Consider the following 23,611-nt stretch of genomic DNA (forward strand, 5'->3'; position numbering starts at 1 on the left):
TACCGAATATCAGCAGAAGGAACCAGGACAATGCAGGAACTCGACTTTGACCATATCCAGATAAACCTGAACCCGCGAGCGTGTGCTGTCACACCTATCCCGGAAGACCTGAAAAGGGAGCTGGCTTATCTGGGCGCTATCGCAGAGAGAAAGAAATTCGCGGCAAGCCTGATTGTTAATCTCTACAACCCGGACGTTTGCGGGGCGAATATGTACAAACTCACGGCCTATTGCCGTAACGAGTCATGCGATACCCTTCGCGATGGCATGATGACCCTGATACAGCTTTGTGCATACATGGAGTCACATGAGATCTATGGCGAGACGTTTGTCAAAAAGCTGATTAAACAATGGGAGTTTCGTAAGTAGTCTGCTGCTTCAAAATACCTTTCTGACAGGGCGCTATGTGCGCCCTTTTATTTTAAAAAAACGGGAAGGTCTTGCCCGGGTATTACCTGCTATTTTCAACTACCAAACCACAACGGCAGAAGAAAATTGACCAGTCGAAGCAATTCGACCAGGAGTTCGACATACAGGAAATGGAAGTCTTTCATAACAGTCTCTTCATATAATTGGCTCGACAAAATCGTTGCATCACGACGATCGCAGGTGTGAGGTTTGTTTTCTTCGTGGGGGTTGTCAGCTATCACGACATTGAGGCAGGCAAGCGCAGGTGTCACAGTTTCGGGTATATTTTATGCTGGTGGGGTGACCACCAGCTGCGGGTATAGTTACTTAATGGTTTTCAGGAGGGTGAACTTGGTTTTGCACCGGGTGCATTGCGCTTTCAGAGACCCGGAGCGCACCTGTTTCAGTTTCCCGGCGCACTGGGTACAGGCTACGTCCTTCACACGTTGTGCCATTCGCTCATCCACAGCGAGTGTTTTGGTCGGGTTATGCTTACGCTTGGGAGCCTTCAAAAGCCCCAGCGCCCGCAACGTGGCTTTGTACTCCCGGGTGATCCATTGACCGTCGCGCTCATAGTGCAGGCCATCCCCCATCATATCGCCAAGCTGTATCAGCCGCTGATGCAGCACTTTTTCTTCTTCAGGACTCATATACCGTGCTCTCTTTAAATTATTGAGACGGAACCGAGCCGATTGATACCTCATATGAGGCCACCAGCGTCTTTACTGGCGTTTCAACGAAGCTGACGCTCTGCTGAGTAGAGTCGAATGAGAATCGCGTCCAGCGCCCCACAGAGCGCGATCCTGAAGCTTTCGCTATGACCGTCCCGTTCGCGCATCTCCAGAAGGGCATCCAGCTCGTTATCGTCAATCGGCAGTGGCCCGGAACAGAAGGTTTTCACCATGTCAGAGGTGTCAGGGTTTATACCTGCAATGCGCAGGATATCGGGAACCTCAGACCGGTAGATCACCGGTCGGCCTGATGGCGGTGTCCACGTTATCGGCTCTATCTTCAGTTGCGGTAAGCCAGCACCGGCGAGGGCGTTATTCAGATCGTCTATAAGCACGACATCCGCTCCTGAAGGAGGATGTACGCCGAGGGCCGCAGGGATTTCGACAGAGATATTGTGCATGGCGTTTACCTCAGTGAAGGACGTGATTAACCAGCGACGGGGGGATATCGAGTGACCCGACACTCCAGCCATTGGCAGTTGTCGCAATAAGATCTGGCCGGAACCCACCCCAACCCGTCACACGGCCCGAATCGTTGACCACCACCACCAGCGGCGCACCGGTATTTTGTGTCAGGCGAACGAGATCTGCGTTGTCCACCAGCGGGATCTCATTCACGTCCACCCCAGCCAGAGAAAAGCGGGTAAGCGTCATGCGACATTTCGGACAATCAGGGGCAGTAAACACAGTAATTTTCATTGGGATAGCCTGGTGTATACGGGATATATTCATTATCCCAGCTTTCCGCTTCTGACGAAGCGTTGCGCGGGTAATCAGAGCGTAAGCAGGTAAGATATTGTTGGGGCCATCCTGCAACATCAGTTGCGCCAGTTGCCTGGCTATTCGTCGCTCTCTCCATTAGAGAAAATAAACCAAATAAGCAGAACGCCTCCGACCCACATTCCAACAAAGAGGCAAATACCGATCAGGTCATAGACGTATTGTGGGATTTCATTCATAACGCATCCTCATTAATAATTTGTATTCAGCCTTAAACCGGTCATTTCATTAACCGAATCCGGTCTATCAAAGCGCTACCCTGCGTTGCATTCAGCCCCTCGTGCCGGTGAGTCAGGAACAGGGCAGGGCAGTCAGTTGGAAAGAGTCGAGCGGTATCGTCCACGAAGGTGTAATGCTGTAGGCCGAACCGTTTAACGACCGCCATGCATTCGTGATAACGCACGTGGTTATTCACCAGCCCATCCAGATCGGGATTGAGTCCAGCAATCCGATCGCGTATACCCGCAGGGAAATGACTCAGCACCATCTCCCGGGGTACGCCGGTACGCCAGTTTGTGGAAAGGATAATTCCCGTCTGCGGGCATTGCGTCAGCACGTGATCCAGCACAGGCATAAACTCCAGTGACCCGTTTTCCGCCCGGTGGAGTACACCGTCGATGTCCAGGAAAATCCAGTGACGACGGGCATCTATTTCCAGCCAGAACTCGCCCGCAGAGCGCCGGGTCGACATACAATCTATATCGTCCTGACAGGTAAACCTGACTAACCACTTCTGTAATAATCGGAACATAGAGGCCTCTCGCGGTAGTTGACTATATGCAGAACCGGCAACCATCAAAATCATACGGATTCTGTTGCCATGAAATACGGCCACACCCGGGGCAATTCCAGCGAGTCAGCCCCTTTGACTGTCGGCGATTTTGGCGTTTCAGCCAGGCAGGCATCAGCAGACCGGCCCCCTGCGTCATTTTACGGCGGTCTATCCGCTCAACACTGAAGGTAGGGCGCTTTGCAGCGTCAGGGATGTGATGGGGTAACCAGACGACATCAGGTCTATCTGCCTGTGGTGAGTCAAAAACTCTGGCAAGGGAAAAATCCGTGGTAGTACCCGCATCAGCCAGCCAGAACAGATCGTTTCCGTCCCATTGGCCATTAACGAAGCCGACATATTTGGTGGCGCTTTCGGAGAGAATGGTTTTTCCCGGTACAAACTGATGATCAACATGAAACACGAGATGGCGGTCGACTGCATCGGCATCAACCGGCAGGTCAAACTCCCGTCCCGTATTCCATGCGCGTTGTGCTTCCTCGCGGGTGTAAACCCGGGCATTACGCTGATCGGTGCTGTAACCTCTGCCGTGATGGCTATGAAAAGCGGTATTGCTACCAACGGTGTCACGCAAGCTGACCAGATAAAAACGGTCTTTCATGAAACACTCCAGAGGATGATGGCAGGAAAATAGCCCGGCGCGGCGGATACCGACACCGGGGAGGAGGGGTTAGCTTTCGATTTTGCTGACGTTTACGGTGTCATCGTCGTTACGCTTTACACCCAGCATGGTATCGCCATCGACTTCGATAATGCCGTCAAAGTAGTCGGTCATTTCGTCATAGCTGACTTCATCAAGGTCATCCAGCCGGTAGGAAGAGCCATCCGGCAGAACAAACTGACCATCCAGCGTGGCAAGGTCATACGCCAGCGGGGTAACCGTGAAGTAATACTCATCGGTGAACCAGACCGCGCCAACCACCAGTGGGTGAGAAATGTGGAATTCGACGGTGTTATAGCCCTGCGCTGCGATTGCATCCAGCAAATCAATGAAGCCGGGCATCGTATCGCCATCCCAGCCATCAGCCGATAAGGAAGGCTTGAGGTTATCCCAGTCGCTCAGACTGAAAAACACTGTGCCCTCACCGTCATCGCTGATATGGGATGAAATGTACGTCGCGCTTGCTTTTGAAGCCATTGCAAACAGGAAGTCCTCATCGAGCACGTGTTTGAGGGAGGTTTTAAAAACCTTGTCAGTGCCTGCTGCCGGGATAATCGCTAACATGAAACACCTCAGTGGTTGTGTTGGTCTGTTTTTATTATCGAACGACTGAGTCTGCTGACGAAGGAAAAAAGGGGACAAAAAGAGGCTGTTTTCTCAATAAAATCAGAAAGATTGTGACGGCCCGAATTCAGATGAAACGGGCGCAGACGGGGGGTTATTTGCTGGCGGATTCGGCTTCGTAAATGACTTCGTCGGCCCAGTCTCGATCAAATCCCGGCATCACCGGTAATGCTGCAACGACATCGGTAGGGAGGGCATCAATATAATCGCGCATGGCTTTTGCCACTTCCAGCAGTTCATTTTGCTTCATCATTTTCTCGCTCATTATCTCTGTCAGAAACCATCCAGCAGGAAGTCCACCGCACTTTTGATAGTGTGCCGGAACGGAGATGCGTCCATGACCGCCTGACCGAGCTGCTTCACGCGGACTGAAGCCATTTCATGCGTCATCAGGATAACGTCATTCCCTTCCACCTGTATGACCGGAGTTAATCGCGCAACCGGGGCCGAGGCTCCTTTTTTAAGCCGATGAAGGGGGATCACCAGGCGGGTATTTAACTCGCCAATGATGTCGCTCTGTATATCCAGCAGGTAAGGGTATGCCTGGCTGTTGCCGGGATTGCGGTAAACGGTATATTGCATTATCAGAACGTCCTGTATTCGTCAGACAGTAACCCATGCTCTTCAGTGATGCGGTTCAACTCCTGAATACCAGCACGATTCTGTCGTTTCCATTCTTCCGCTGCACTGGCCTTCAGTTTGCTCTGAAGCGCTTCTGCCAGCGTGGCGGACAAGTTAATCCCAGCGTCTTTTGCCTGCTGTACGAGCATTGGCTCAAGGGTGACACTGACGGTTTTTTTCTGGCGAGCAGCTGTAGCCTGCATGTGTCCTCCAATAAAAAAGCACGTGTCGATTACACGTGCTTTAAGTATGCGCCCATTTTATCCCACCAGCAAATTTGTTTGCCTCCGAGAGAGTCTACTGCGTCAGTTCAGCAGGTCAGATGGCCTAGACCGCAGAGGCTACGTTTTTCCAATCATGATAAGCAACACACGCCTGTTTGGCAGGTTGGCTGCAACTTTAGCTGCTTTATCAATGCTTTGTGCTGTATACACTACCCCTCTTTCTTTCAGGTTCTCCGCGTTCTGACGCAGCGTTTCCTCTGAAAAGCTGGACGACTCATCAATGCCAACTGGGCCGGGCTTTGCACCGCGCAAACTGAATGGCACAGGGCCATGCCAATCATTCTTTACCAGTAACAGTCGGGCATCAATGATCCGTCCTGGTAGCGTTCTTTCGATGAGGTAACTTTTTCCGGTTCCAGTGCTGCCAATCAGGCAAACGGTGTAACCGAAACGCAATGCCCATCGAATGATTAGAGCCCAATACCGCGCCCGGAACGCGGAAATGACAGGCATTTCACCTGGTCTAAATACCGCTGCGAAAAGACATGAATAGCTATATTTCTCAGCGTTACAATCTTTCATAAAACTTTATCCAGTGATGTGTTTTTGGGGAATTTTCTGCCCGCCCAGCAGGTAGCTGGTGTATCTGAAGTACATAACATCTTGTAGTTGCCTCTGACTATCTCTCTGGATATAGACTTATCAAATTCATTTCTATCCATATCAAATAGCCAGTAGAACCCATCAGCATAGATAATTGTGGTTCGATTGGGATCCGAAGCTACGACGCGAGCATCCGTAATCAAATTCTCCTCATAGCGCAAAGGCGAAGCGGAGAAAAAGAATATTATTAATACGAACCAACTCCCTATGAAACACGGTAAAACATGTTTTTTGCAATCCTTTAAACCATCTTTGTTGCCTTTCATTTTGTAGTCATAAAGACCAAGCAAAAAAAGTAAGAAAGAAAAAGCAAACCCCAGAAAAACGTGAGTATAAAACTGATGGATGCCGTCACTCCATGTAATACTGATACTTCCAGCATTTGTTCTTTTTGTTGTTATTTCTAATACGGAAATGAAAATGGCTGTTAACTGACTAAAACAAAATATTTTTATGCTTAATTCAGACTTAAACGCTTTGTTATATACTAATACAATCACAAAAAGTATTACGATTACAAAAGCTGTAATCATAAACTCACTCATCATCATGAGCACACTGTTATTAATACTGTAATTTATGTTCATCATCACTCCTTAATTTCACAACTTTTCATCATTTTATTTGAGAATTGACAGGCTTATCGAGTAGGGGGTTTAGCGTCCTTGAATATGTTCGCTCGTGTGGCGCTCACTAGACACCAGATAACAGAAGAAAGCAGAGCAAGCATTGCGTAAACCATTCGGAAGTTTGAATCCCACTTCGCGGTTACTATTGATTCATCGACCGCCTCGCGAACGCAGGGAGATTCGATAAGTGTCGGGGGAGTCGTGGATTGTGGCTCTTCGGTACATACCATTAGTTTGCCGACCGGAGCACCATCAATGACAGCCCTGGCTGCACTAACCAGATGCGCTGAAGGTGAACCTGAATAGTTCATGCAGATGAACGTGATAAATAAAGCAATCGCCGGGCCGGAGACCAGAGTGAAGAATGCGAAGCTGCGGCAGGCCGTAGTATGGCGATGCAAATTAGCGAGAAATGTCATCATGATTTGTCACTCTGGGTTTTAGTCGTATCCGACTCGGTGTCACATCGCTGGAAAGCTACTTGAGGAGGAATTTGATCAACCCCGGTAAAGCAATATTTCAGGGATAGTTGCTTTTTTCCCTCATCCAGTCCAACAAAAAAGATATCGACCGGATCTTCATGAAGTAGCTCTTTTGAGAGCCGGTTGTAGGCCATCCAGCTCCCAACCATATCGACCATTGGCTTAAATTTATCAGTTGCGTTATCTGTAGGTTTAAATGGAATTACACGGAAAACATTCCATCGTGAGCAACGAACCAGCAATTGAGCATCACTCTGAAAGACGTCCAGATCAGTGTTATTTGTCAGGACTTTACACAGCGACTTGAGATCGTTACCCCTGACCTCCAGTTGGCTGAAGCTTCTATAATACTTTTCACATCCAGTTAAGTGCTGAGCGTAGCACTGCTTCAACAGTGTTGTGTCGTTACTGGCCTGCAATTGAGTATCTTTCGCCACATAGGCATCACTGATAAGAAAATCGGGATAGAGGTGTCCCTCCCATAGCAGTTTCTCGGCGATAGCGCCCCCCAGCACCACCACCAATAAGATAAAAAAAATTGGGAACGTCTTACCCAGAGGTATTTTCATAAATCTCACCAGTCGTTAATTTGAGGTAAATTTGCTTTCCAGATTCAGAATGCATTTTTCATGTGCATACATGACGGCGGAATCATGGCCGTAATAGAGTTCGCCATTTTCACGCTGCCACTCACGCGCTTTTCGGGTACGGAATGCTTCTGACATATGTTTTCCACACAACTCACATGGCCCGAAAAAGTCGCTGCTGCGGCCTGTTGATTTTGTGAGTCTGACGATATTGCCTGTAGGTCTACCCATACTGCCCCCTGTGCTGCTGGCATTGACCGGCTGTCTGCCGTGCTAAATGAGTGGTTATTTATCCGCGTCATCATCGGATTCTTTCGGCACGAGTTTTGTATAGCTAAATGTCATATCAGAGGGACGGATCCCATAGCGCCACGGCTTTCTGCGGTAGTTAACTGCCTCGCTTACCATCCAGCAGATAAGAGCGATACCCGCCACTATCAGGTAGCCTTTGAGCAACAGCGAGTCCCATTGTTTAATGGCATCATCGGCATTCACCACGTGTCGCTGGCATTCTGAGGAGCGGAACGCGGCAAACACTGCTTTCTCTTCAGGGCAAACCATGACCGAGGTGCTGGTGGCATTTCCAACCAGACTACGGGCCTGATCGAGGAAGACCTTGGATGGTGAACTGGTAAGAACTGTGCAGAACAGAATGAGCAGTAACGCAACTGCCGGAGCAGTGACAAACGAGAAAATGAATGCCTGCCCGGATTTCCATAAAACGTCGCTGATGTAAAATTTCATGTCGGTGTTTCCTCTTATCGGTATTCAGGCCCAGAGCAGCCCGGGGCTTAATTTATGCTGACTGGAGTCCGCCAGATTGTTTCTCTTCAGCGCGGGTATTCCAGCGCGTCACAGCGGCTTGTTCGGAGTCCTGAAACGCCACCGTGGCCTCACAGGAATTGCAGCAGGCGCGAAAATTATTCGAAATCTCCCGAACCCGGATAGATGAACAACCGCAGAAAGGGCAGGGCTTGACGTTATCGTGTCTCATCGTATTTCCTCGCTGGTGGGCTTTATCCACCGAAGCTATTGAGCCGAATTTCAGGTTCATCACCGAGCTCGTACATGTGTCCCATTTCGTTCATGATGGTGCTACTGCCATTGAACCAGGTAACCATGCATCGCCAGTGCTGACTGCCGTTTTCACCCCAGCGGCTCACGCCCGCAGCATCCATTTCGTCTTCAGTGATAAAGAAATCCGCGCCCGGCAGTTTCTCGGCATCAAGGCAGATCTCAGGCTCAACGACGAAGCAGATACCGTTGCTGTTCATGACGTACATACGCCGCTCAAGGGTTTCAGTACTGACAATGACCTGCTTATCAGAAGTAAGGTGTGATTTAGTGACTTCCATGCGAATCAGGTTCTTTGCATTAGCCTGTCCACTCGCAAAAACCATTGACGCATTGCGAACCATTAACTCAGCAGCTTCTTCACCGAAGCTACGAAGGCCCATCAGTGCAAGCAACTCACTACATTCGGCTTTACCGAGGTTGCCAGTAGTCAGATTAACCACGCCTTGTAGAGTGCTCAGTTCAACCGGTTGTGACCGGAGGATGTCGCGAAGCAGTGTATTACCCGCCGTGCCCGGGTCGCTCCAACTGGAGGATTCGGGACGCTGATTTTCAAGAAATAGGGCGCTTTGCAGTAAAGCCGCTGGTGGCTTTCCGGCAAAACTCAGTTTTACTCTGACCGAATCGAATGGGTGCATGACGGCGGTTTCTCCATAATATCGTGAAGCTAAAAACTGTTTTAATCCTATTATCCCACCGGTCGACAATTGACGAAGTAATCGGGTATGAAATGGACACCCCTTCGATAATTCACATATAGCGAAGCCTTTACGCCTTTGTCTTATCCGCAGGCTGGGGAATGCAATAACTTAAGATGGTGATAGTTTCCCCACGCTTTGCTTTAGGCGCGGCACTCTGGCATTCATCATAGGTTTTGTAGTCAGGTATTTTCTGAGAGGTGACACCACTTGGATTAAGACCACTTGAATAAAGCCCAATCACGAGAACTAAAGTAAACATGTTATTACTCCAGAATGTATTGATGGAAAGTAAGTGAGAATGCCATTATCCATTTCTCCTAAAATCCCGAAAAAACTTTTCAAGAAAGGTACTTTTCGGTTACTTCAGCGTAAGCATACTTAGATCGCAAAATGAGTGAATAAATAACTTTGCTCTGCAATTGTTTTTGCTGAACTTCAAATTAATCAGTCATCGATTTCATCAGGCAAGTGAAAAGCTGAGACGTAAAGCTTGCCATCATGAAAATCCAAACCATCTTGGCAGTGATAATCGGAAATTCGAGAGTGCCAATATAATAAATAATAATTATCAATCCCCCCAAGGCCAGACATCCAAGGAGACCTGCTGCTGCCTTTAGGAAATCACTGCCTTCAGGATTCTGGAATGTGAATCCAGTTATAATCAGCGAGGAAAAACAAGCGAACAAACAAGTTCTATACAAAGGCCAGTCCCCGGATATAACATTTTCTCGAATAAGCACTGCCCATATCAAAAATTCAATGCTGAAAATAATCAGCGGAACTGCGAGCACACGAAATGAAAGTTTTTCATATAAAGTGGTAATAATTGATGTCATAGCAAACCCCGCTTGCAATATTCAAATTAATTTTCGTGGTTTTTACCTGCTTTTAACAAACGCGTTATTTCATCAGTAAGGCAGAAACTTTTCCCAGATGATGGTTTCCCGATAACCACAACGTGACCAGTACTTGGAGTTCCCTCTACTTTAAAAAATGCAAGTTTTGCATCGATAATTTTATTTTTCATTGCATCGGTAACCTTGTATGACGTGGGGGTAAATTTTGTGCGTTAATGTTCAATGATAATATTAATCGCGAAATACTGTATCTATAGGGTCTGTTGATTAAGACTATCCCTCTTGAAGTAAAATACAATCATCATTCCTATCTGTATGGAATAGGAAGCCAATTCAGCATATGTTACATAATTGCTTGTGATGAAGGAAAAACCTCGCGCGATTACAAGTAGGAGTATTGATGCAATAAACACTAAAACCCAAACGGTAAGCATTCCCAGCACTGAAAGAAAGTACTCATATTCATTTGGGTCGTAAAATACAAATGCTGTTGAGAATATTGCAATAATACATAACGGAAGTGATGTAGCGAGTTCCGACCATTGAAGGTCAATTTTTCCAACCACCAGCAATGTAGAAATGACAGCGTACTGTATAGCCGATAGAACTGTTACCGGAATCGCAGCTCGAATGAACTTAAAAACAGAATGTTGTGTTTTAGCCTGGTTTTTCATGTGTTACCACCTGTCATTTGTTTCGAAACCAATCATAACCAGAGTGATAGATTTCAGAGTGAATAAACCACTACAAAACGCCCCCATTTATTGCTGGACATCATCCGCAGGAGTGGCATAAAACTCACGACCTGACGCGCCGAGTTTTTTCTGAAGCTTCTTTGTTGCTTCAGCCTGACTTCGGGCCTTGAAATAGAACGTCCTGATAAAATCCCCATTGTTGTAGTTAACGTCCTCTGGATTTGCCCATTTCTGCATAGCAACAAACCGGATAGAAGGCTTCGGGATGGTTTTCACCTCGACATACCCCCGGCCCTTGCAGCGAAAACACACACCGCCTTGAACGTGCCGGAACGCTCGGATCTCACCCTTACCACCCAGACAGCGTGGGCATTCAATTTTATGCATAGCAACCTCTCGACTGTTGATTAACGAATTTCGCGCCTGAAAGGGGGCAGGGATGCGAGGATGTCTTTCCCGTAGGCTTTTGTCTTCAGGCGTTTATCCAGGATAGTCACCGCGCCGGTATCGCTCTCTGTGCGGATAAGCCGACCAACGGACTGGGTCAGTTTGAGGCAGGCCTCCGGTATCGAGATTTCCCGGAAAGCATCACGCCCGTTTTTCTCCAGCCACTCCGTCAGGGTCTGGCCCACCGGGTCGGTCGGAACGCTAAAAGGCAGCTTGGCAATGATGACGTTGTTGCAGTACACGCCAGGCAGATCCACCCCTTCACTGAAAGAAGCCATACCAAAGATAATGCTCGGCTCACCACGGTCGATTCTGAGCTTATGGCGCAGCAGTATTTCCCGTTTTGGAAGTGCCCCCTGTATCAGCAGAAGCGGTGAAATGTGTTGAGGCATCGCCTTGCTGACTTCTTCCATCTGCCTGCGGGAGGCGAACAGCACGAGGCAACCCTGAAGCCGAAGCACCAGTTTGGGAAGGAGTTCGATGATCTCCGCCGTATGTTCTTCATGATTGGTCGGAACCGAGCGCATACGGGGGATGAACAACACGCCGTTGTTCTGGTAATCAAACGGGCTGCGGGCCAGCAGGGTAGGTGTATCGACTGGAAGACCGGCCTGCTCCAGGAATGCGTCAAACTTGCTAAGGGAGCGGATTGTTGCCGAGGTCACAATGGTGGCATAAGCCTTCGACCAGAGCTCGGATTTCAGGTGTTCGCCCGCATAGACCGGACTGCAATTAATCACCACTTCGGTGCTGCGTTTAGTACGACGGACGTTAATCCACCGGGCCATAGGCATACCAGAGACGGTTTTATTCCCGCAGTATGAGGCCAGAGCCTGATGCATACCCGCCAGGCGATTTGCCAGCTCGCCGACAGCCATCTTTTGAAGGGCCAGTTCTTCCTCGCTGATATCCCGCCCGGCCTCATCTACAATCGCCGTCATTTTCACAACGATATTCTGCATCTCGTTTACTGTCTTTAACCCAGGCTTAAACAGGGCCGCAATATCTTCAGGAACGAAACCTTCCGGGAAGCGATAGATGTCCGATTCCGTGCCATTTGGCATTTCGTGATCGTTTCGCCAGTTCAGGGAGCGTAAAAGTGTCCCCCGCAGCTCACCGAGCTCATCACCGGCATGGCCCGCAAGCTCCACCAGCTGCTGCACGTGCTTTTCCATAGTCCCGCCGTAGGACTCTGGCATGGTCATTACCATGTCGAAGATTTCGCTCATGAAATGCCTGCTGGCATCGAGAGAGGCGGAGGTCGCAAAGTGGTTAATTGCTTTCTGCGGAACGTGGTGACCTTCGTCGAACACATAAATGGACTCTTCCTGCGGGGGAAGGATAATACCGCCTCCCAGTGACAGGTCAGACAATACGATGTCATGGTTGGCGATAACCACATCCACCGACTCCAGCAGGGCGCGGGCGAGGAAGAACGGACAACGGTGATAATGTGGGCAACGCTTTTTAGGGCACTGACTGCCAATAGCATTGACCCGACCCCATACCGCCTCATTGATCTCATCAGGATAGGAATCACGCTCTCCTGTCCAGTGACCACCAGCAAAGGCCTTGCTGATATCCTCCACATCATCGCGGATGTAGCCATAGGCATTCATCTCGCTTTCCATATGAACGTCACAGCGCATCTGGCAGAAGTAACGGCTACGGCCCTTCGCCATCGCATAGGAGAAGCTCAGGCCCGCTCTCGCCTGTATTTCTGGCAGATCCTTGGAGATGATTTGTTCCTGAAGCGCAACGGTTGCCGTGGAGATGATCAGCGTCTTATGCTTTTCCATCGCCAGGGGGATCAGCGGCAGACAATACCCGAGTGTTTTCCCTGTCCCCGTACCGGCCTCAATAACCCCGACGCGATACTGCTCCTCAGCGGGGGTAGCGTTAACGACTGCGCTGCAAAACGCCATCATGTCTACCTGCCCGGCACGAGGGGACAGACCCTTTGCGTCCAGGAAGAAGTGATAGGCTCGCTCAGTCATTTCAGCGGCAGTCATCCGGGGTTTATTGTCTGGCATATCCGTACCTTGTCCTCTGCTGCTCAGGAGGCACAGCCCGGCAGCGGCTATCGAAGTCAGGTACATCCTCATGCTGGTGGATGTACCGGGTTCATCAGTCTTCCAGTGAATGGCCTTTAAAGCGTCTCACATAGCGTTTAATTTCAGTTTCGGCCTGTTCCAGTACAGCTCGGTTGCAGTGCTCAAGAACACAGTAAGGCCCATGTGCTGGCCCGCCATCGCTGGTTTCGCAGGCATCAAGCTTGAGCCGAACGGAGGCATCGAAGATAAATTGGGTGATTTTCGCAATGGAGATCTGGTCTTTGTCTTCCTGCTCTTTGGTGTCGATGACATCGCCGTTATACACGTCGAAATCGAGCCGCAGGCGGTAAACTGTGTCGATTGCCATAATCGGATCCCTTCAGAGGATGTCGTAGATGACTGGGACGCGGCCACGTTCTACCTGTTGATTCAGGGTGCGGAAACCACCGTGATCAACGATGTAGAATTCACCCGCCACGGCGGAGCGATGGAAGTCGGCGAGCTCTTCAGTGCCAAAGACGAAAACCGGGGTTCCAGAGGGGACGGTCATGCAGGCAGTTTTTCCGCCATAGCCGCGAACCGTAAAGGTGATTACCCCATCCGCGCTGGTGGGCAGGAAATCGGCGAAAATCGAATGAAAGGCTTTATTCGCCTTATCGCTGAATACGTCGGTCAGTGTCTGCATGATGCGCCCCGTGATCTCGTTTTATGTTGTACTGATACCAGTACAACACGGGCCCGGCAGGTGACGAAGGCGATACGTCGGGTATTATCAGAATGAATATGTCGGTCTGAAATGGTTTATCAGTGAGCCATCAGCTCCGGCCCCGGGACGCGAATCAACGGTCGTTATGCTGTAGCACCTCCACGAACTGTCCGCAGCTGTCGCAGCAGTACTCATTGGCGAACCTGCCATCGTCTTTCCAGTTGTTTGCCCCGCAGCGGCAGAGCAGTACACGTACCTGAGAAGGGCGGATGCGAGCTTGACCGAATTTGGTTGTCCACTGAGGCTCGCCATCAAAGCGAAAAGAGTCAATGCGAAACCTGCTTTCGCGTTCGTAGGTGTTGAGGTATTTGAAGTACAGCTCTTCAGAGAGAATGGCATCGGTCATCGTGTATTCCCTGTCTGGCCCCGTGGAGGGTGATTTGCGGCAGAGTGTTGCGTTGCGAAAACTGCCAGGTTGTCGGAGCCATTACACCACGGGTCATACAGGTCACGAAGGGGGTTACTTACCAGCCAGCGCTTTCTCTTCCCTGGTAGCCAGGCGCATTTGCCCGAAACCTTCACGGATCAGCAACGGCTTTTCTTTCTTCCAGCCCTTAACGACGGACTCACCGAAACGACGCGGGGCGTTACCATTCCAGGTGGCTATGACGTGGTTATCATGGACTTCGACAATCACGACCGGGTGGACGACAACTGTTTTAAGTGTGGTGTTGCCCATATTTACCCGGCTAACCGACCAGACACTCATCCCGACTTCCAGCTGGCTTATTTTCATCTTCATTTCCTTCTAAACGAACGTAGTGCGCCACGGCGTAATGTCGTGACGCACATTACCATGCCCGGGGCTTATCAGAACATAAGCCAGGTGGCGTTACCGGCAGTATTTCTGGACTGGTAGGCTTTTGCCTGCGCGTGAAGCAGCTTCCACAGCTGACGAAGTGTAGCAGCATGATTTTCACCACCAGCATTAACCCGCAGTTCGCCGATCTCGCGGGTAACAGTGAAACAATTCCGGCTCTCATCCCAGCCTGAATGTTCACGCGCTTCCACCACCAGATCATTAGACGTATCAGGGCCGGTCTTTGCTGCATTCAGCACGAACTCCGTTTTAACAGTAATACGGCTGGCGTTATCCGGCGCATCCAGAAAGACGGTGAACCCCTCAGTTCGGCGGTCAGTTATACGACGGCTCCCCCAGGAGGTGATCCCCCTCTGGACACGCATCATTGAAAGAGCGTGGGACTCGGTTGCCTGCACTGTGCGATACAGGTCGGTCAGGGAAGAAAGGCTGAAGCTTTCAGGGGCAGTCTGGATAGCGTCGGTCATGGTAGATCCTCGGTTATATGGTGTGTTTTCTGGCTTCAGTAGCTGTCGTTTGCCACGTAATAGGACGTGCCTGGATAGAAGTAGCGGTAATCCGGCTGCATGTCATTGGTGATGACGGATGCTTCTTCCCAGACCCCGCTGGTGGACATAAACTCATCTGTCGTTTCATTCTCCAGCCGCATATAGCGTTCAGGAGCGCATTCCGCCCAGGCGCGTTTCACCGTATCCCAGTTAGCGTACTGGCTGATTTCAATATTCAGGGGCGCATTCTTCTCAGGCTGGTTACGGCGGGAACTCAGCACGAAATTCAGCTTCAGGACGATACGACTGTCGTTGTCAGGAGTATCCATCCAGATCTGGTATTCAGCCGTAGGCCGGGATGACTGGTTTTTGCGGCCCCACGAGGTGACACCGGTTTTAACCTGGACTATCGAGACTTTATGCGCATCAGTCTTGCCAACGCTGGTCATCAATTCAGACAGACTTTTAAACATGGTGCATCCCCAGTGATTATTGGTATGTTCGTTTTGTTTACTTATTAAATCACTGGTTACCCGGGTGACGAAGTCAGAGCCGGGTAAAAAAAGGACAAAATTTGCGGATTAGTGGCTGGTGGTGGTATTGGCCTGCGGGACAGGGCCATCGAACAATTTGTCAAAAAATTCCACGCCACGCTGGTACACATCGCGCAGCTCCATATCTTCACGCTCGGTCAGGCCCATCTTATTGAGCACGGCAAGGCCGGTACGAAGGCGAGGAATCAATACGGTTTCCAGATAGATCCTGCGGCCCGCAATAATTTCCGGGGATGCTTCATTGATGTAAAAATCAACGGTTTTCGTGATGCTGAAGTGCTTTACTTCGCTCATCGTCTGGTACTCCTCAGAATGATGTCATGATACTCGGTTTGATTCAGGGGAGGGGAGCAACCCGGGCAAACAAGCCCGGGCGCAGGCAGCAGTTATTCGAGACCCAGTGCAACGTGATCGCCATCATCAGAAAGGCGAATGAATAGCATCTGCGTACCGCCGCTCAAGCCGAACTGGAGATCCCAGCCTGGGACAGAAGATGTCTCGCATTCACGCACATCGATGACCTGGTCACGGTAGAGCAAGAAGCGTGTATCAGACTTGTCATCTTCAGCGACGTGGGCCATCTGATCAGCAAATTTGTCTTCGAGGTCGAACCAGCTTTCCAGCCAGACCTTATCAGAGACCAGGCTGATACCGCAGGCGGATTCCGCCGTGCCGGTCACAGCCTCAGCGACTGGTTCTACAGAAGTCATATTAAATACCGCATCAACTACCAGTGCCTGCTCTGAGGTCGCCGGGTAGATACCTTGCAGATAAACGCTATTGCCGTTCACTTCGAAGCCGTCTTCAAGACTGATGTCGTCATGATCAACGTCATAAACATCCGCGAGGTTGCGAAGACAGATCAGGTTGGCTTCATCTTCGTTCTCCGCTTCAATGCGCATCAGTGGCAGTTCGCCACCACTGGAGTCGGATTCATAGTAGTGAACGTAGAATACATTTTTCTCTTTGCTGGTGGTCATGGCGTTGCCCCGTGTTGTTCGTTTTGTTTACTTATAGTCTCACGGGGTATTCAGGTGACGAAGGAAATCGGGCATAAAAAAGCGGGGATTTAACCCCGCCAGTTTTGATATTTATAATTATGCCAACATGTAGTTCCAGCGCAGTTATTACTTAGGCCTTGGGCCTTTTCGTGTATTACTTTTTTCTGGCTCTTCCACCGACTCTTCTGCTGGTTTTTCCACCGACTCTTGTGTTGGCGTTGTAGTGGCTGCGGCTGCTGCTGCGGCAGTAGCGGTTGAATCGTCATAATCAGTGGTAGCAGTAACATCACCCGATTCAGTCATATGGAGAGTGACAGTGACAGGTTTGCCATCAACAGCAAAATTGAGACTAACTGAACCTTTCATCTTCAGTAAGAGTGCGGCCCGGGTATATCCATCGGAAAGTTTTAAACCAACAGAAGCTAAAGCATCAGCAATTTTGTTATGAATATCGTTGCTCATTTTCATTCCTTAATGTGTGTGTATTAGCGGAATATCAAATCATAAGACTTCAACTGAAAAAGGGTCAGAAGTGAAAAGTTATTTTCTATACGTATGATGGCACAGGAAGGTGGGGTGACGAAGAAGAATAAGCAAAAAAAAAGCGGGGTATTATCCCCGCAAAACTACACACAGCAATTCAATAAAACAACTTCCAGGGGGGCGATGCACACATCACAACTTCGGTCTGTCAGACGGGAACCGGCCTTGGGCGCTTGTATCCCATTTGACGAAAATTTGGTTTTAAAACCGGTAAATCGTTACTCTTTCTTCCTGCTACCCCGGTCTATCACCGGGGTAGCGGAGTCCGCCATTCTCGGCAGCGCCAGCTGATCAGATTACATAGACTCAGATTTAAAGTTACGCGTTCGCATATAACCTCCTTAGTGTGGGCCGGTTCACTGGATTGTGAATTGTCAGTAACGCTAAATTTGTAGACTTCAGGTCTACAGCCTGGCTTATATAGGCAGGCGCGGCAGTTTTTTAAGAGTTTGAACGTAACGAGAGCATTTACATAAATCCTCCTTTCTGTAGCTGACCAGATTTAACGTCTTTGTCTATTCAGTGAACCATACCCTATTCATGTGACGAAGGTTTCTGAGTGTAAAAATACGTAATAAGCAACGCTATTATCGCTAATTCTAAAAATAGGGCGAATTAAAATACCGGCAAAACGCGGACGTTTATACCGGTATTATTTCTGAGCTGCTGGTGCAATATCGCGAGGTAAGCTGTAGTCAGCGCGGCAGGTACTTAACGGCTAGGCTTGCTGGTGGTTAAGGCCTCATCCTGCGCCAGCAACGTGATCACATCCCCGGCAATCTCCGGGCGGATACCAGGCGATTTATGCGCGGCATGGGCCGCGACAGCCAGCGGTCTCCAGTTGAGTGATGCTGCAATACGTCTGATCTCTTCAATAACCCGGAATGTATCGCTCTCCAGCGCCAGACCCGCACGGGCGGTATCGAAAGATACGCGCTGCGCCGAAGTGAGCGGCGAGTGCTTCTTCAGTTCTGCGGTGATGATACGCTGCGCTTCAGCACCGATTGACGCGCCACCTTCGACGACCCCGGTTAAACCGACGAGCTTACCTCCATCACTGCGGCTATTATCGTCTTTAACCCTGGGTGGCGGGGCCAGGGCGGTCAGATCCACGTCCTGCTGTAAGAGCTCCAGCAGGTCAGCCAGCATATCGGGTTTAATCACACCTTTTAAACCCGCTGCGCGTTTCGCTAGGCTGACAGGAGAACGGCCCAGGCGGGCGGACATCGCAATAAGGCAATTAGCCAGAACAAAGAGGTCATCAACCCCAATCAGTGGCGCACACTCTTGCCTGAACGTCTGATCATCCCGGAATGCAGGAGCTGGTGGGGCCGGTTTAGGCGTTTTGGCCTTTGCCTGCGGCTTGTCATAACCACGTAGGGCTTTTTCTGCACTGTCTGAAACCTTACGGATGCTTTGCGTCAGATCATCACCACCTGCCAGGCCTGCGGTCAACTGAAGCATATAATCGAGCCTGCCGAGCATGTCAGGGGAAGCAAGCCCGGTCGCTATCTTCTGGCTGATGTCGTTAAGGTTGCTGAGTATACCACCGGCGATTTTAGACGGAGGAGTAACAACCGCCTGGACATTATGGCTGGTATGAATTTCCCGCGACACCAGGGTGAGGACTTTGCGCCAGTCAGGTTGTACACCAGCATCAAGCGTCTCAAGGTGGCTTATTGCATTTCTCAGGCTATCCCATCTGGATAGCTGTAGAGGGTCACCGTTCTGCTTTCCTGATTTCAGCCACTGAACGAGGTAGACGAAGTCAGATGTAGCTGAGGCCACCAGCCCGGCAATAACGCGCTCTCTTGCTTGAGGCGTTGTAGGGTTAGATCTTCGCACCGGCAGACGGTCATTTTTATGTGCCGTTGGTCTTTTCATTTCGAATATCTCAACTTGGTTCCATCAACGATAACTCCGCGCCCGGGAGCCAGACAGCATGAAACAATGTATTTACCATGTTTGATAAAAGCGCAACCGGCAGCGCCGTCAAAAAAATGCTATATGACAGCGCTGGTTAGAGCAGAAAGATTCAGGGAGGTTTTACATCTACTCTCGATCATCTGTGAGGAAGAGATGCAGTTGAGTCACAAAGGCATCGAGATAAGGGGTATTTCTGGCATTGTCTGCAAAGTTCATTTTGGCATTGGTGTCGTCGTATACATGCATCCAGCCGCTGTTTCTGGCAATACGACGTACATCAGTATTTGCCGGGTAGAGTTTCCCAATAGCTTCACGCAGACCTTCAATTTCTGAGATCAACTGCCGGGCATTCGCAGCAGGCTCAGGAGCCGATGGGACGAGAACCCGGAATTCAGCGGTTTCCGGCTGCATCTTAATCACTTCAATGACTTTGTCCCGGGCAACGGAATTCCATTCAGTAGTCATGCCGTTGTACTGGTTTCGGATGCGGAACTGGTAAACCGGCTGCTGTTCGTTAACAAGCAACCAGGCATCGGCAAGTGCAAGATAGAACGAGACAGGCCGGTTTATCATCTGGTGTTCCTGAAGGGCTTTTTTATAGCTATGGACATCTTCAGGAAGGACATCAGTGATACTGGAGGTGAATTTTAGCGGATCCAGTGGACAGACCGGGCCGATAACCCTAAGCACAGCAACAGGATTATTACCATCATCAGTAAACCAGAAGTCATTTTCTGGGCCGATATTGAGCCTTACATCTGCGGTCTGATTCTCTGCGAGAACGGCCTGCACCCGACGACCGTTCTGCCACCAGCGTGGTGTACCTTGCATACATACCTCGTACAGGAAATTAGCCCGAAGCCCACCTGCTGGTGGGCGGTCGGAACACAAGTCTACTGAAGGTACTGCTCTGCCTGAGCAATACGAGAAAGAGTACCGGCATTCGGTTCAATCATCTGGATACGTCGGCTGTCCTCCAGTAAACCGGCAATAAGGTGCTTGTCGGTATATGGGGCATCGTCATCCCCGAGCATACGGCGGATAGCAGATAAATCGCCGGATGGAACCGGGTATACCGACTCAATAAAGAGCTGGTCACCGTGAGGATTCTCCCACTCATATGGGGTTTGGGCGGAAGCAGCAAAACCCGAATCATTCAGACGTGCGAAATCTTCAAGCGCCTGGAGGCGGGCCGCAGATTCATCGGTAGCGTAGATTAGGATCATTCGCGCCGTCTCAGGCGATGAGCAGAACAGCAAAATGAGAAATGGCAGCATGTTATAGACTCCTTCAGTTTGCGACTTGTTGAGCTGGCGGTGTGGCTACGCTAGTGAGTTGCTTAAGGCGAATGTTCAGCTCATGAATTACATCATCGCGTTTGCGCCAGCTGGTGGATGGTAGAGCCAGGAGCGCTTCAGCTTCGGACACGGAGAGACCGGCCAGGTGAGCTTTCGATGAAATCTCTGCGTTATATAATTGCTTCAGCACAATCAATGAGTGCTGGGAGGATGCAGCCATCATCATGAAATGGCGAAGCACCGCACAATAGATTTGAGTAGACATATTAAGCCGCCTCGTTCAATGCGTGAGGTAATGATTAATGGCATGTTCAACATAGCCAACAGATTTACCCACCAGGTGTGCAAGCTGCTGCACATGATGATGGTGAACTTCACGGCACGGGCCAAATGAAGTGGTGTAGCGATACCAGAGGCTGCGGCCTACAGAAAAAAGTTCTTTCTCTGTCTGCGGGCGAACTGGATAACAAACAGGACGTGCAGATGTAGTGCGACGAACGTTATTTCGTACTTGATGAATTGCAGTATTCATAAATCACCCCGCGTATGTTTTTCGTTTTGTTTACTAACTTCAGTTAAACACACGCTGGGTGGCTGACGAATAGAAAATCCATAAATAAATGAGCTAAAGATTTAAGCTCTTTATGAAAGAATTATTCTGGGGTTGGAAACCAGATAATGTCCGAAATAGGCTTATTGCCCGTCAGTAAAGCGAGGCTGGAATGCAGTTCTTTAACGACCTGCTTATTATCCTGCGTTTGCTCAAGTGCGGTTATAGCCTTTAGCAGGGTATTTGCCACAGATGCTTTAGCATATGCCTGCGGTGAGCCGATTAGCACCTGACGCATTAGCTCCGCATTGTTAGAAGCCAAATAGCCTTGCTCCTCGGAAATTCTTTCTGCATCGGGTGCTGAAATAACCAATGCGGCAAGTTCGTGATCGTTTGCATAGTTGATAACATCAGATAGCATTTCGAGAGCTGTGGTATCTGTCATGATAAAGCCGTCAGCTACCCACTGAGGAGCAACATCGAAGCGAACTACCCAGGAATAAGGTTTAACGTTTGACATACAGAGACCTCATTAAAGAGAGATATAAGCGTCGGGATTTTCTTCAACAGAAAGAAACTCAATATCTTCGAGATGCATTCCTGCATTACGAATGCCTACCTCGGATAACCACGACAGTATTGTTTCATGATCCGGTTCACCAGAAAAATCAACAAAGGCTGGAAGAGCCCAGTCGGGTGTATAGCCAGCGCTATACATTACAGTGGCAGTAAAGCGCCCAATGTGGGGAATTTTGAAAAGGATGGATGCCTGCTCAGGGGTATTAATTACCATGCCGTGATGATAGACGACATCCCAGTTTACCCCATGCTCCCCTGTATTTCCTCGATAGAGATGGTGGCGGTCAACGGCCCAAAGGACACCTTCGCTATCCAACCAGCAGAAATAATTATTATCTGGGGATAACGTGATCCCAAGGTTCATTAACTCCGCCACCAGCAAGCAAGGGTTAATATCAGTTACAGTTTTAATAATCGTCAGCCCCATCTCGGTTCCGGTAGTAACTGTCAGTACCTTGGAGGCACTGATCCAGAATTGATAACCTGCTTCTTTAGCCTTCGCGATTAAATTAAACATTGTTGCTTCCCATTGAATGGCAGTTAGGTCAATAACAACATGAGGCTGGTGGGTGACAAACAGGGAATCTGACGATATTTCAAGAAAGAATTTAGCGATGAGAAATGCAGGGGGAACAATATGGTCTGTACTTGCCAGCGCTTCGCTCGGCCAACCCCTCGACAGCCCGAAAACAAGTTTCGGTCTGCCTCACGGTTATCTACTGACAAAGGCGGGGATTATTCGGGGTACTGTATGAACTACACAATTTCAATCGGAACAAAAGAAAGCAGCAACCCCTAAACAAATGATTGAGAGTAACCAGAAAAAGGCGAGTACTACTACAGCGCTTAAAGATAGTGGAACGGTTTTTGATAGCATAACGCCCATACCTACACCAAATGAACATAGTGCGATAGATCCTAATTTCAATTTGCTCTTATACGAAATTAACATTGGCTTCTCCTCAAAATAGGTGTGGTGCTTGCCAGCGCTTCGCTCGGCCAACCCCGAGACAACCCGAAAGCAAGTTTCGGTCTGTCCCGGGGTTCCGGGTAACGGCCAGACTTACCGCAGATCTTCTTTAGCGTTAATCATATGACATATGAATAAGAATTAATCACGATACAACTGGATAAAACTCTCCACACGGGTTCCATCACAATAGCTCGGCCAGGCGTTCATCACAGGTAGTTCTTCTGTTGTGAATCTTCCCAGTGCGAGAGCTACAGAATACCAGACCGGGAAAATCGTATTGGCTGATGTCATATTCCCATTGTTGATTAACTCATAGAGTCCGCGTCCATTAGCCCATGCACTTTCTGGTGTATCACCGGCAAGGTAGTTATCCACCCAGATGGATGGTGACAGAGCCTGACCTTTCGCCAGTCTCGCTAACAACTCGTACCACTTCAGATATTCCGTGGTTCGCAGTGAGAGAATCGGGATTCCGCCACGTCTTAACAGTGCTGCCGCAGAACGTGAGTCTACCGGTGCGGCAATTCTATCCAGGTGGTTACGGGCTTGCTTTATCCGTGCTGATATTCCCGCAGGGCTCACTCGGGAGATGTATTTCTCCACCGTCTCAGTAGCTTCAGCGATATCCGGGGCCAACGAACCATCAACATGGAGGGGACATAAAACAAGGCCGGTATCATCGTGAGTCACCCAGGCAGAATTGTCAGTCGGGTTCCTGACGATAGACAACGACTCACTTTGACCCAAGATCGTTAACCTGAATGACTTAAGCCTTTCGGCTATCCAGCTGCCTCCATCACCAAAAACCTCAATGCGCTCGTGACTCATACCGCATCACCTCTACAAGTGCTTTACATTCAGACCTAAGGAAGGTGCGAATAAGCAGGTCATTTCTTCCCAAGCTGACTCGCTGATTAAAATTTCGCGGATCTGGGCCGATTTTTTTCCCGCAAACACATCGAATCAGCCTATTTAGGCTATTTTTTCCACCATTTCTGGCGTTATTTCCGGTTTTTACTGAGATCTCTCCCACTGACGTATCATTTGGTCCACCCGAAACAGGTTGGCCAGGGTGAATAACATCG

Annotated in this window: 42 protein-coding genes; 1 reads left to right on the top strand and 41 read right to left on the bottom strand. The window is 49.4% G+C overall.

Features of this window, described 5'->3' with window-relative positions; all coding sequences use genetic code 11:
• Nucleotides 1-30: 30 nt before the first annotated feature.
• Nucleotides 31-369 carry a hypothetical protein gene (locus OOJ59_RS23140; protein ID WP_007372294.1) on the top strand — a complete coding sequence of 113 codons (339 nt, stop codon included), beginning with the start codon at nucleotides 31-33 and terminating at the stop codon, nucleotides 367-369.
• Between the two features lie 362 nt (nucleotides 370-731).
• Here OOJ59_RS23140 and OOJ59_RS23145 read toward each other — a convergent pair whose 3' ends face one another.
• The 41 genes from OOJ59_RS23145 to OOJ59_RS23340 all read right to left on the bottom strand — a co-directional run.
• Complete coding sequence (locus tag OOJ59_RS23145; RefSeq protein WP_007372293.1) at nucleotides 732-1,058, bottom strand: hypothetical protein; 327 nt, start codon at nucleotides 1,056-1,058, stop codon at nucleotides 732-734.
• 83 nt (nucleotides 1,059-1,141) lie between these two features.
• Complete coding sequence (locus tag OOJ59_RS23150) at nucleotides 1,142-1,540, bottom strand: hypothetical protein (RefSeq protein WP_007372292.1); 399 nt, start codon at nucleotides 1,538-1,540, stop codon at nucleotides 1,142-1,144.
• A gap of 10 nt (nucleotides 1,541-1,550) precedes the next feature.
• Entirely contained in the window at nucleotides 1,551-1,838 is a 288-nt protein-coding gene (locus tag OOJ59_RS23155) for a glutaredoxin family protein (RefSeq protein ID WP_016241556.1), read from the bottom strand.
• Between the two features lie 301 nt (nucleotides 1,839-2,139).
• Nucleotides 2,140-2,670, bottom strand: coding sequence for an HAD domain-containing protein (locus tag OOJ59_RS23160; protein WP_016241557.1), 531 nt, complete (start codon nucleotides 2,668-2,670; stop codon nucleotides 2,140-2,142).
• A 22-nt stretch (nucleotides 2,671-2,692) separates the two neighbouring features.
• Complete coding sequence (locus tag OOJ59_RS23165) at nucleotides 2,693-3,310, bottom strand: hypothetical protein (RefSeq protein ID WP_007372289.1); 618 nt, start codon at nucleotides 3,308-3,310, stop codon at nucleotides 2,693-2,695.
• A gap of 69 nt (nucleotides 3,311-3,379) precedes the next feature.
• Entirely contained in the window at nucleotides 3,380-3,934 is a 555-nt protein-coding gene (locus OOJ59_RS23170; protein WP_007372288.1) for a hypothetical protein, read from the bottom strand.
• A 154-nt stretch (nucleotides 3,935-4,088) separates the two neighbouring features.
• A complete protein-coding gene (locus OOJ59_RS23175; protein ID WP_016241558.1) occupies nucleotides 4,089-4,247 on the bottom strand; it encodes a hypothetical protein in 159 nt (52 codons plus the stop codon).
• 20 nt (nucleotides 4,248-4,267) lie between these two features.
• Nucleotides 4,268-4,576, bottom strand: a complete 309-nt coding sequence (locus tag OOJ59_RS23180; RefSeq protein ID WP_007372286.1) for a CcdB family protein — start codon at nucleotides 4,574-4,576, stop codon at nucleotides 4,268-4,270.
• 2 nt (nucleotides 4,577-4,578) lie between these two features.
• Complete coding sequence (locus OOJ59_RS23185) at nucleotides 4,579-4,818, bottom strand: type II toxin-antitoxin system CcdA family antitoxin (RefSeq protein WP_007372285.1); 240 nt, start codon at nucleotides 4,816-4,818, stop codon at nucleotides 4,579-4,581.
• Between the two features lie 138 nt (nucleotides 4,819-4,956).
• A complete protein-coding gene (locus OOJ59_RS23190) occupies nucleotides 4,957-5,421 on the bottom strand; it encodes a hypothetical protein (RefSeq protein WP_008786596.1) in 465 nt (154 codons plus the stop codon).
• Nucleotides 5,418-6,092 carry a hypothetical protein gene (locus OOJ59_RS23195; RefSeq protein ID WP_008786597.1) on the bottom strand — a complete coding sequence of 225 codons (675 nt, stop codon included), beginning with the start codon at nucleotides 6,090-6,092 and terminating at the stop codon, nucleotides 5,418-5,420. Before OOJ59_RS23195 ends, OOJ59_RS23190 begins: the two co-directional genes overlap by 4 nt.
• Before the next feature lie 457 nt (nucleotides 6,093-6,549).
• Nucleotides 6,550-7,182: a hypothetical protein gene (locus OOJ59_RS23200; protein WP_007372282.1), complete on the bottom strand. Its 633-nt coding sequence runs from the start codon at nucleotides 7,180-7,182 to the stop codon at nucleotides 6,550-6,552.
• Between the two features lie 15 nt (nucleotides 7,183-7,197).
• On the bottom strand, nucleotides 7,198-7,338 hold the full coding sequence (locus OOJ59_RS23205) for a hypothetical protein (RefSeq protein WP_007372281.1): 141 nt from the start codon (nucleotides 7,336-7,338) through the stop codon (nucleotides 7,198-7,200).
• 147 nt (nucleotides 7,339-7,485) lie between these two features.
• Nucleotides 7,486-7,944 (bottom strand): hypothetical protein, encoded by a 459-nt coding sequence (locus tag OOJ59_RS23210; protein WP_008786599.1) that lies wholly within the window; start codon nucleotides 7,942-7,944, stop codon nucleotides 7,486-7,488.
• 52 nt (nucleotides 7,945-7,996) lie between these two features.
• A complete protein-coding gene (locus OOJ59_RS23215) occupies nucleotides 7,997-8,254 on the bottom strand; it encodes a Lar family restriction alleviation protein (RefSeq protein WP_306083951.1) in 258 nt (85 codons plus the stop codon).
• Nucleotides 8,217-8,912, bottom strand: a complete 696-nt coding sequence (locus OOJ59_RS23220) for a hypothetical protein (RefSeq protein ID WP_007372278.1) — start codon at nucleotides 8,910-8,912, stop codon at nucleotides 8,217-8,219. Before OOJ59_RS23220 ends, OOJ59_RS23215 begins: the two co-directional genes overlap by 38 nt.
• Before the next feature lie 130 nt (nucleotides 8,913-9,042).
• Complete coding sequence (locus OOJ59_RS23225) at nucleotides 9,043-9,234, bottom strand: hypothetical protein (protein ID WP_016241560.1); 192 nt, start codon at nucleotides 9,232-9,234, stop codon at nucleotides 9,043-9,045.
• A gap of 181 nt (nucleotides 9,235-9,415) precedes the next feature.
• Nucleotides 9,416-9,811 (bottom strand): hypothetical protein, encoded by a 396-nt coding sequence (locus OOJ59_RS23230; RefSeq protein ID WP_024196081.1) that lies wholly within the window; start codon nucleotides 9,809-9,811, stop codon nucleotides 9,416-9,418.
• Between the two features lie 26 nt (nucleotides 9,812-9,837).
• Nucleotides 9,838-10,002: a hypothetical protein gene (locus OOJ59_RS23235; RefSeq protein WP_007372277.1), complete on the bottom strand. Its 165-nt coding sequence runs from the start codon at nucleotides 10,000-10,002 to the stop codon at nucleotides 9,838-9,840.
• 81 nt (nucleotides 10,003-10,083) lie between these two features.
• Complete coding sequence (locus OOJ59_RS23240; RefSeq protein WP_024196082.1) at nucleotides 10,084-10,506, bottom strand: hypothetical protein; 423 nt, start codon at nucleotides 10,504-10,506, stop codon at nucleotides 10,084-10,086.
• An 87-nt stretch (nucleotides 10,507-10,593) separates the two neighbouring features.
• Complete coding sequence (locus tag OOJ59_RS23245) at nucleotides 10,594-10,914, bottom strand: hypothetical protein (protein ID WP_016241561.1); 321 nt, start codon at nucleotides 10,912-10,914, stop codon at nucleotides 10,594-10,596.
• A 20-nt stretch (nucleotides 10,915-10,934) separates the two neighbouring features.
• The gene (gene dinG, locus OOJ59_RS23250; protein ID WP_016241562.1) at nucleotides 10,935-13,007 is read right to left on the bottom strand and encodes an ATP-dependent DNA helicase DinG; all 2,073 of its coding nucleotides are present in this window, start codon (nucleotides 13,005-13,007) and stop codon (nucleotides 10,935-10,937) included.
• Nucleotides 13,008-13,101: 94 nt separating this feature from the next.
• A complete protein-coding gene (locus OOJ59_RS23255) occupies nucleotides 13,102-13,395 on the bottom strand; it encodes a hypothetical protein (RefSeq protein WP_007372274.1) in 294 nt (97 codons plus the stop codon).
• Between the two features lie 12 nt (nucleotides 13,396-13,407).
• On the bottom strand, nucleotides 13,408-13,713 hold the full coding sequence (locus OOJ59_RS23260) for a hypothetical protein (RefSeq protein WP_016241563.1): 306 nt from the start codon (nucleotides 13,711-13,713) through the stop codon (nucleotides 13,408-13,410).
• 154 nt (nucleotides 13,714-13,867) lie between these two features.
• A complete protein-coding gene (locus OOJ59_RS23265; RefSeq protein WP_007372272.1) occupies nucleotides 13,868-14,140 on the bottom strand; it encodes a hypothetical protein in 273 nt (90 codons plus the stop codon).
• Nucleotides 14,141-14,254: 114 nt separating this feature from the next.
• A complete protein-coding gene (locus OOJ59_RS23270; RefSeq protein ID WP_007372271.1) occupies nucleotides 14,255-14,530 on the bottom strand; it encodes a hypothetical protein in 276 nt (91 codons plus the stop codon).
• Between the two features lie 74 nt (nucleotides 14,531-14,604).
• Entirely contained in the window at nucleotides 14,605-15,081 is a 477-nt protein-coding gene (locus OOJ59_RS23275) for a hypothetical protein (protein ID WP_007372270.1), read from the bottom strand.
• Nucleotides 15,082-15,116: 35 nt separating this feature from the next.
• A complete protein-coding gene (locus tag OOJ59_RS23280; protein WP_007372269.1) occupies nucleotides 15,117-15,575 on the bottom strand; it encodes a hypothetical protein in 459 nt (152 codons plus the stop codon).
• 108 nt (nucleotides 15,576-15,683) lie between these two features.
• Nucleotides 15,684-15,950, bottom strand: a complete 267-nt coding sequence (locus OOJ59_RS23285) for a hypothetical protein (RefSeq protein WP_007372268.1) — start codon at nucleotides 15,948-15,950, stop codon at nucleotides 15,684-15,686.
• Between the two features lie 92 nt (nucleotides 15,951-16,042).
• Nucleotides 16,043-16,636: a hypothetical protein gene (locus OOJ59_RS23290; protein WP_007372267.1), complete on the bottom strand. Its 594-nt coding sequence runs from the start codon at nucleotides 16,634-16,636 to the stop codon at nucleotides 16,043-16,045.
• Nucleotides 16,637-16,783: 147 nt separating this feature from the next.
• Nucleotides 16,784-17,119: a hypothetical protein gene (locus OOJ59_RS23295; protein WP_007372266.1), complete on the bottom strand. Its 336-nt coding sequence runs from the start codon at nucleotides 17,117-17,119 to the stop codon at nucleotides 16,784-16,786.
• Between the two features lie 792 nt (nucleotides 17,120-17,911).
• Nucleotides 17,912-19,084, bottom strand: coding sequence for a hypothetical protein (locus OOJ59_RS23300; protein WP_048213837.1), 1,173 nt, complete (start codon nucleotides 19,082-19,084; stop codon nucleotides 17,912-17,914).
• 168 nt (nucleotides 19,085-19,252) lie between these two features.
• Nucleotides 19,253-19,957, bottom strand: coding sequence for a hypothetical protein (locus OOJ59_RS23305; protein WP_007372263.1), 705 nt, complete (start codon nucleotides 19,955-19,957; stop codon nucleotides 19,253-19,255).
• 62 nt (nucleotides 19,958-20,019) lie between these two features.
• Nucleotides 20,020-20,403 (bottom strand): hypothetical protein, encoded by a 384-nt coding sequence (locus tag OOJ59_RS23310; protein ID WP_007372262.1) that lies wholly within the window; start codon nucleotides 20,401-20,403, stop codon nucleotides 20,020-20,022.
• A gap of 13 nt (nucleotides 20,404-20,416) precedes the next feature.
• Nucleotides 20,417-20,689 (bottom strand): hypothetical protein, encoded by a 273-nt coding sequence (locus tag OOJ59_RS23315; protein WP_016241565.1) that lies wholly within the window; start codon nucleotides 20,687-20,689, stop codon nucleotides 20,417-20,419.
• A gap of 15 nt (nucleotides 20,690-20,704) precedes the next feature.
• The gene (locus OOJ59_RS23320; protein WP_007372261.1) at nucleotides 20,705-20,956 is read right to left on the bottom strand and encodes a hypothetical protein; all 252 of its coding nucleotides are present in this window, start codon (nucleotides 20,954-20,956) and stop codon (nucleotides 20,705-20,707) included.
• Between the two features lie 121 nt (nucleotides 20,957-21,077).
• Entirely contained in the window at nucleotides 21,078-21,494 is a 417-nt protein-coding gene (locus tag OOJ59_RS23325) for a hypothetical protein (RefSeq protein ID WP_016241566.1), read from the bottom strand.
• Nucleotides 21,495-21,506: 12 nt separating this feature from the next.
• The gene (locus OOJ59_RS23330) at nucleotides 21,507-22,070 is read right to left on the bottom strand and encodes a hypothetical protein (RefSeq protein ID WP_007372259.1); all 564 of its coding nucleotides are present in this window, start codon (nucleotides 22,068-22,070) and stop codon (nucleotides 21,507-21,509) included.
• A 594-nt stretch (nucleotides 22,071-22,664) separates the two neighbouring features.
• Complete coding sequence (locus OOJ59_RS23335) at nucleotides 22,665-23,354, bottom strand: hypothetical protein (RefSeq protein ID WP_009652897.1); 690 nt, start codon at nucleotides 23,352-23,354, stop codon at nucleotides 22,665-22,667.
• Nucleotides 23,335-23,559, bottom strand: coding sequence for a hypothetical protein (locus OOJ59_RS28110; RefSeq protein WP_326929231.1), 225 nt, complete (start codon nucleotides 23,557-23,559; stop codon nucleotides 23,335-23,337). The genes OOJ59_RS23335 and OOJ59_RS28110 overlap by 20 nt, the downstream gene beginning before the upstream one ends.
• On the bottom strand, nucleotides 23,541-23,611 hold a 71-nt coding region (locus tag OOJ59_RS23340), incomplete at its 5' end, for a hypothetical protein (RefSeq protein WP_002906209.1). The genes OOJ59_RS23340 and OOJ59_RS28110, both read right to left, overlap by 19 nt.

Source organism: Citrobacter sp. W9 (genome assembly GCF_026719375.1).
GTDB lineage: Bacteria > Pseudomonadota > Gammaproteobacteria > Enterobacterales > Enterobacteriaceae > Citrobacter > Citrobacter werkmanii.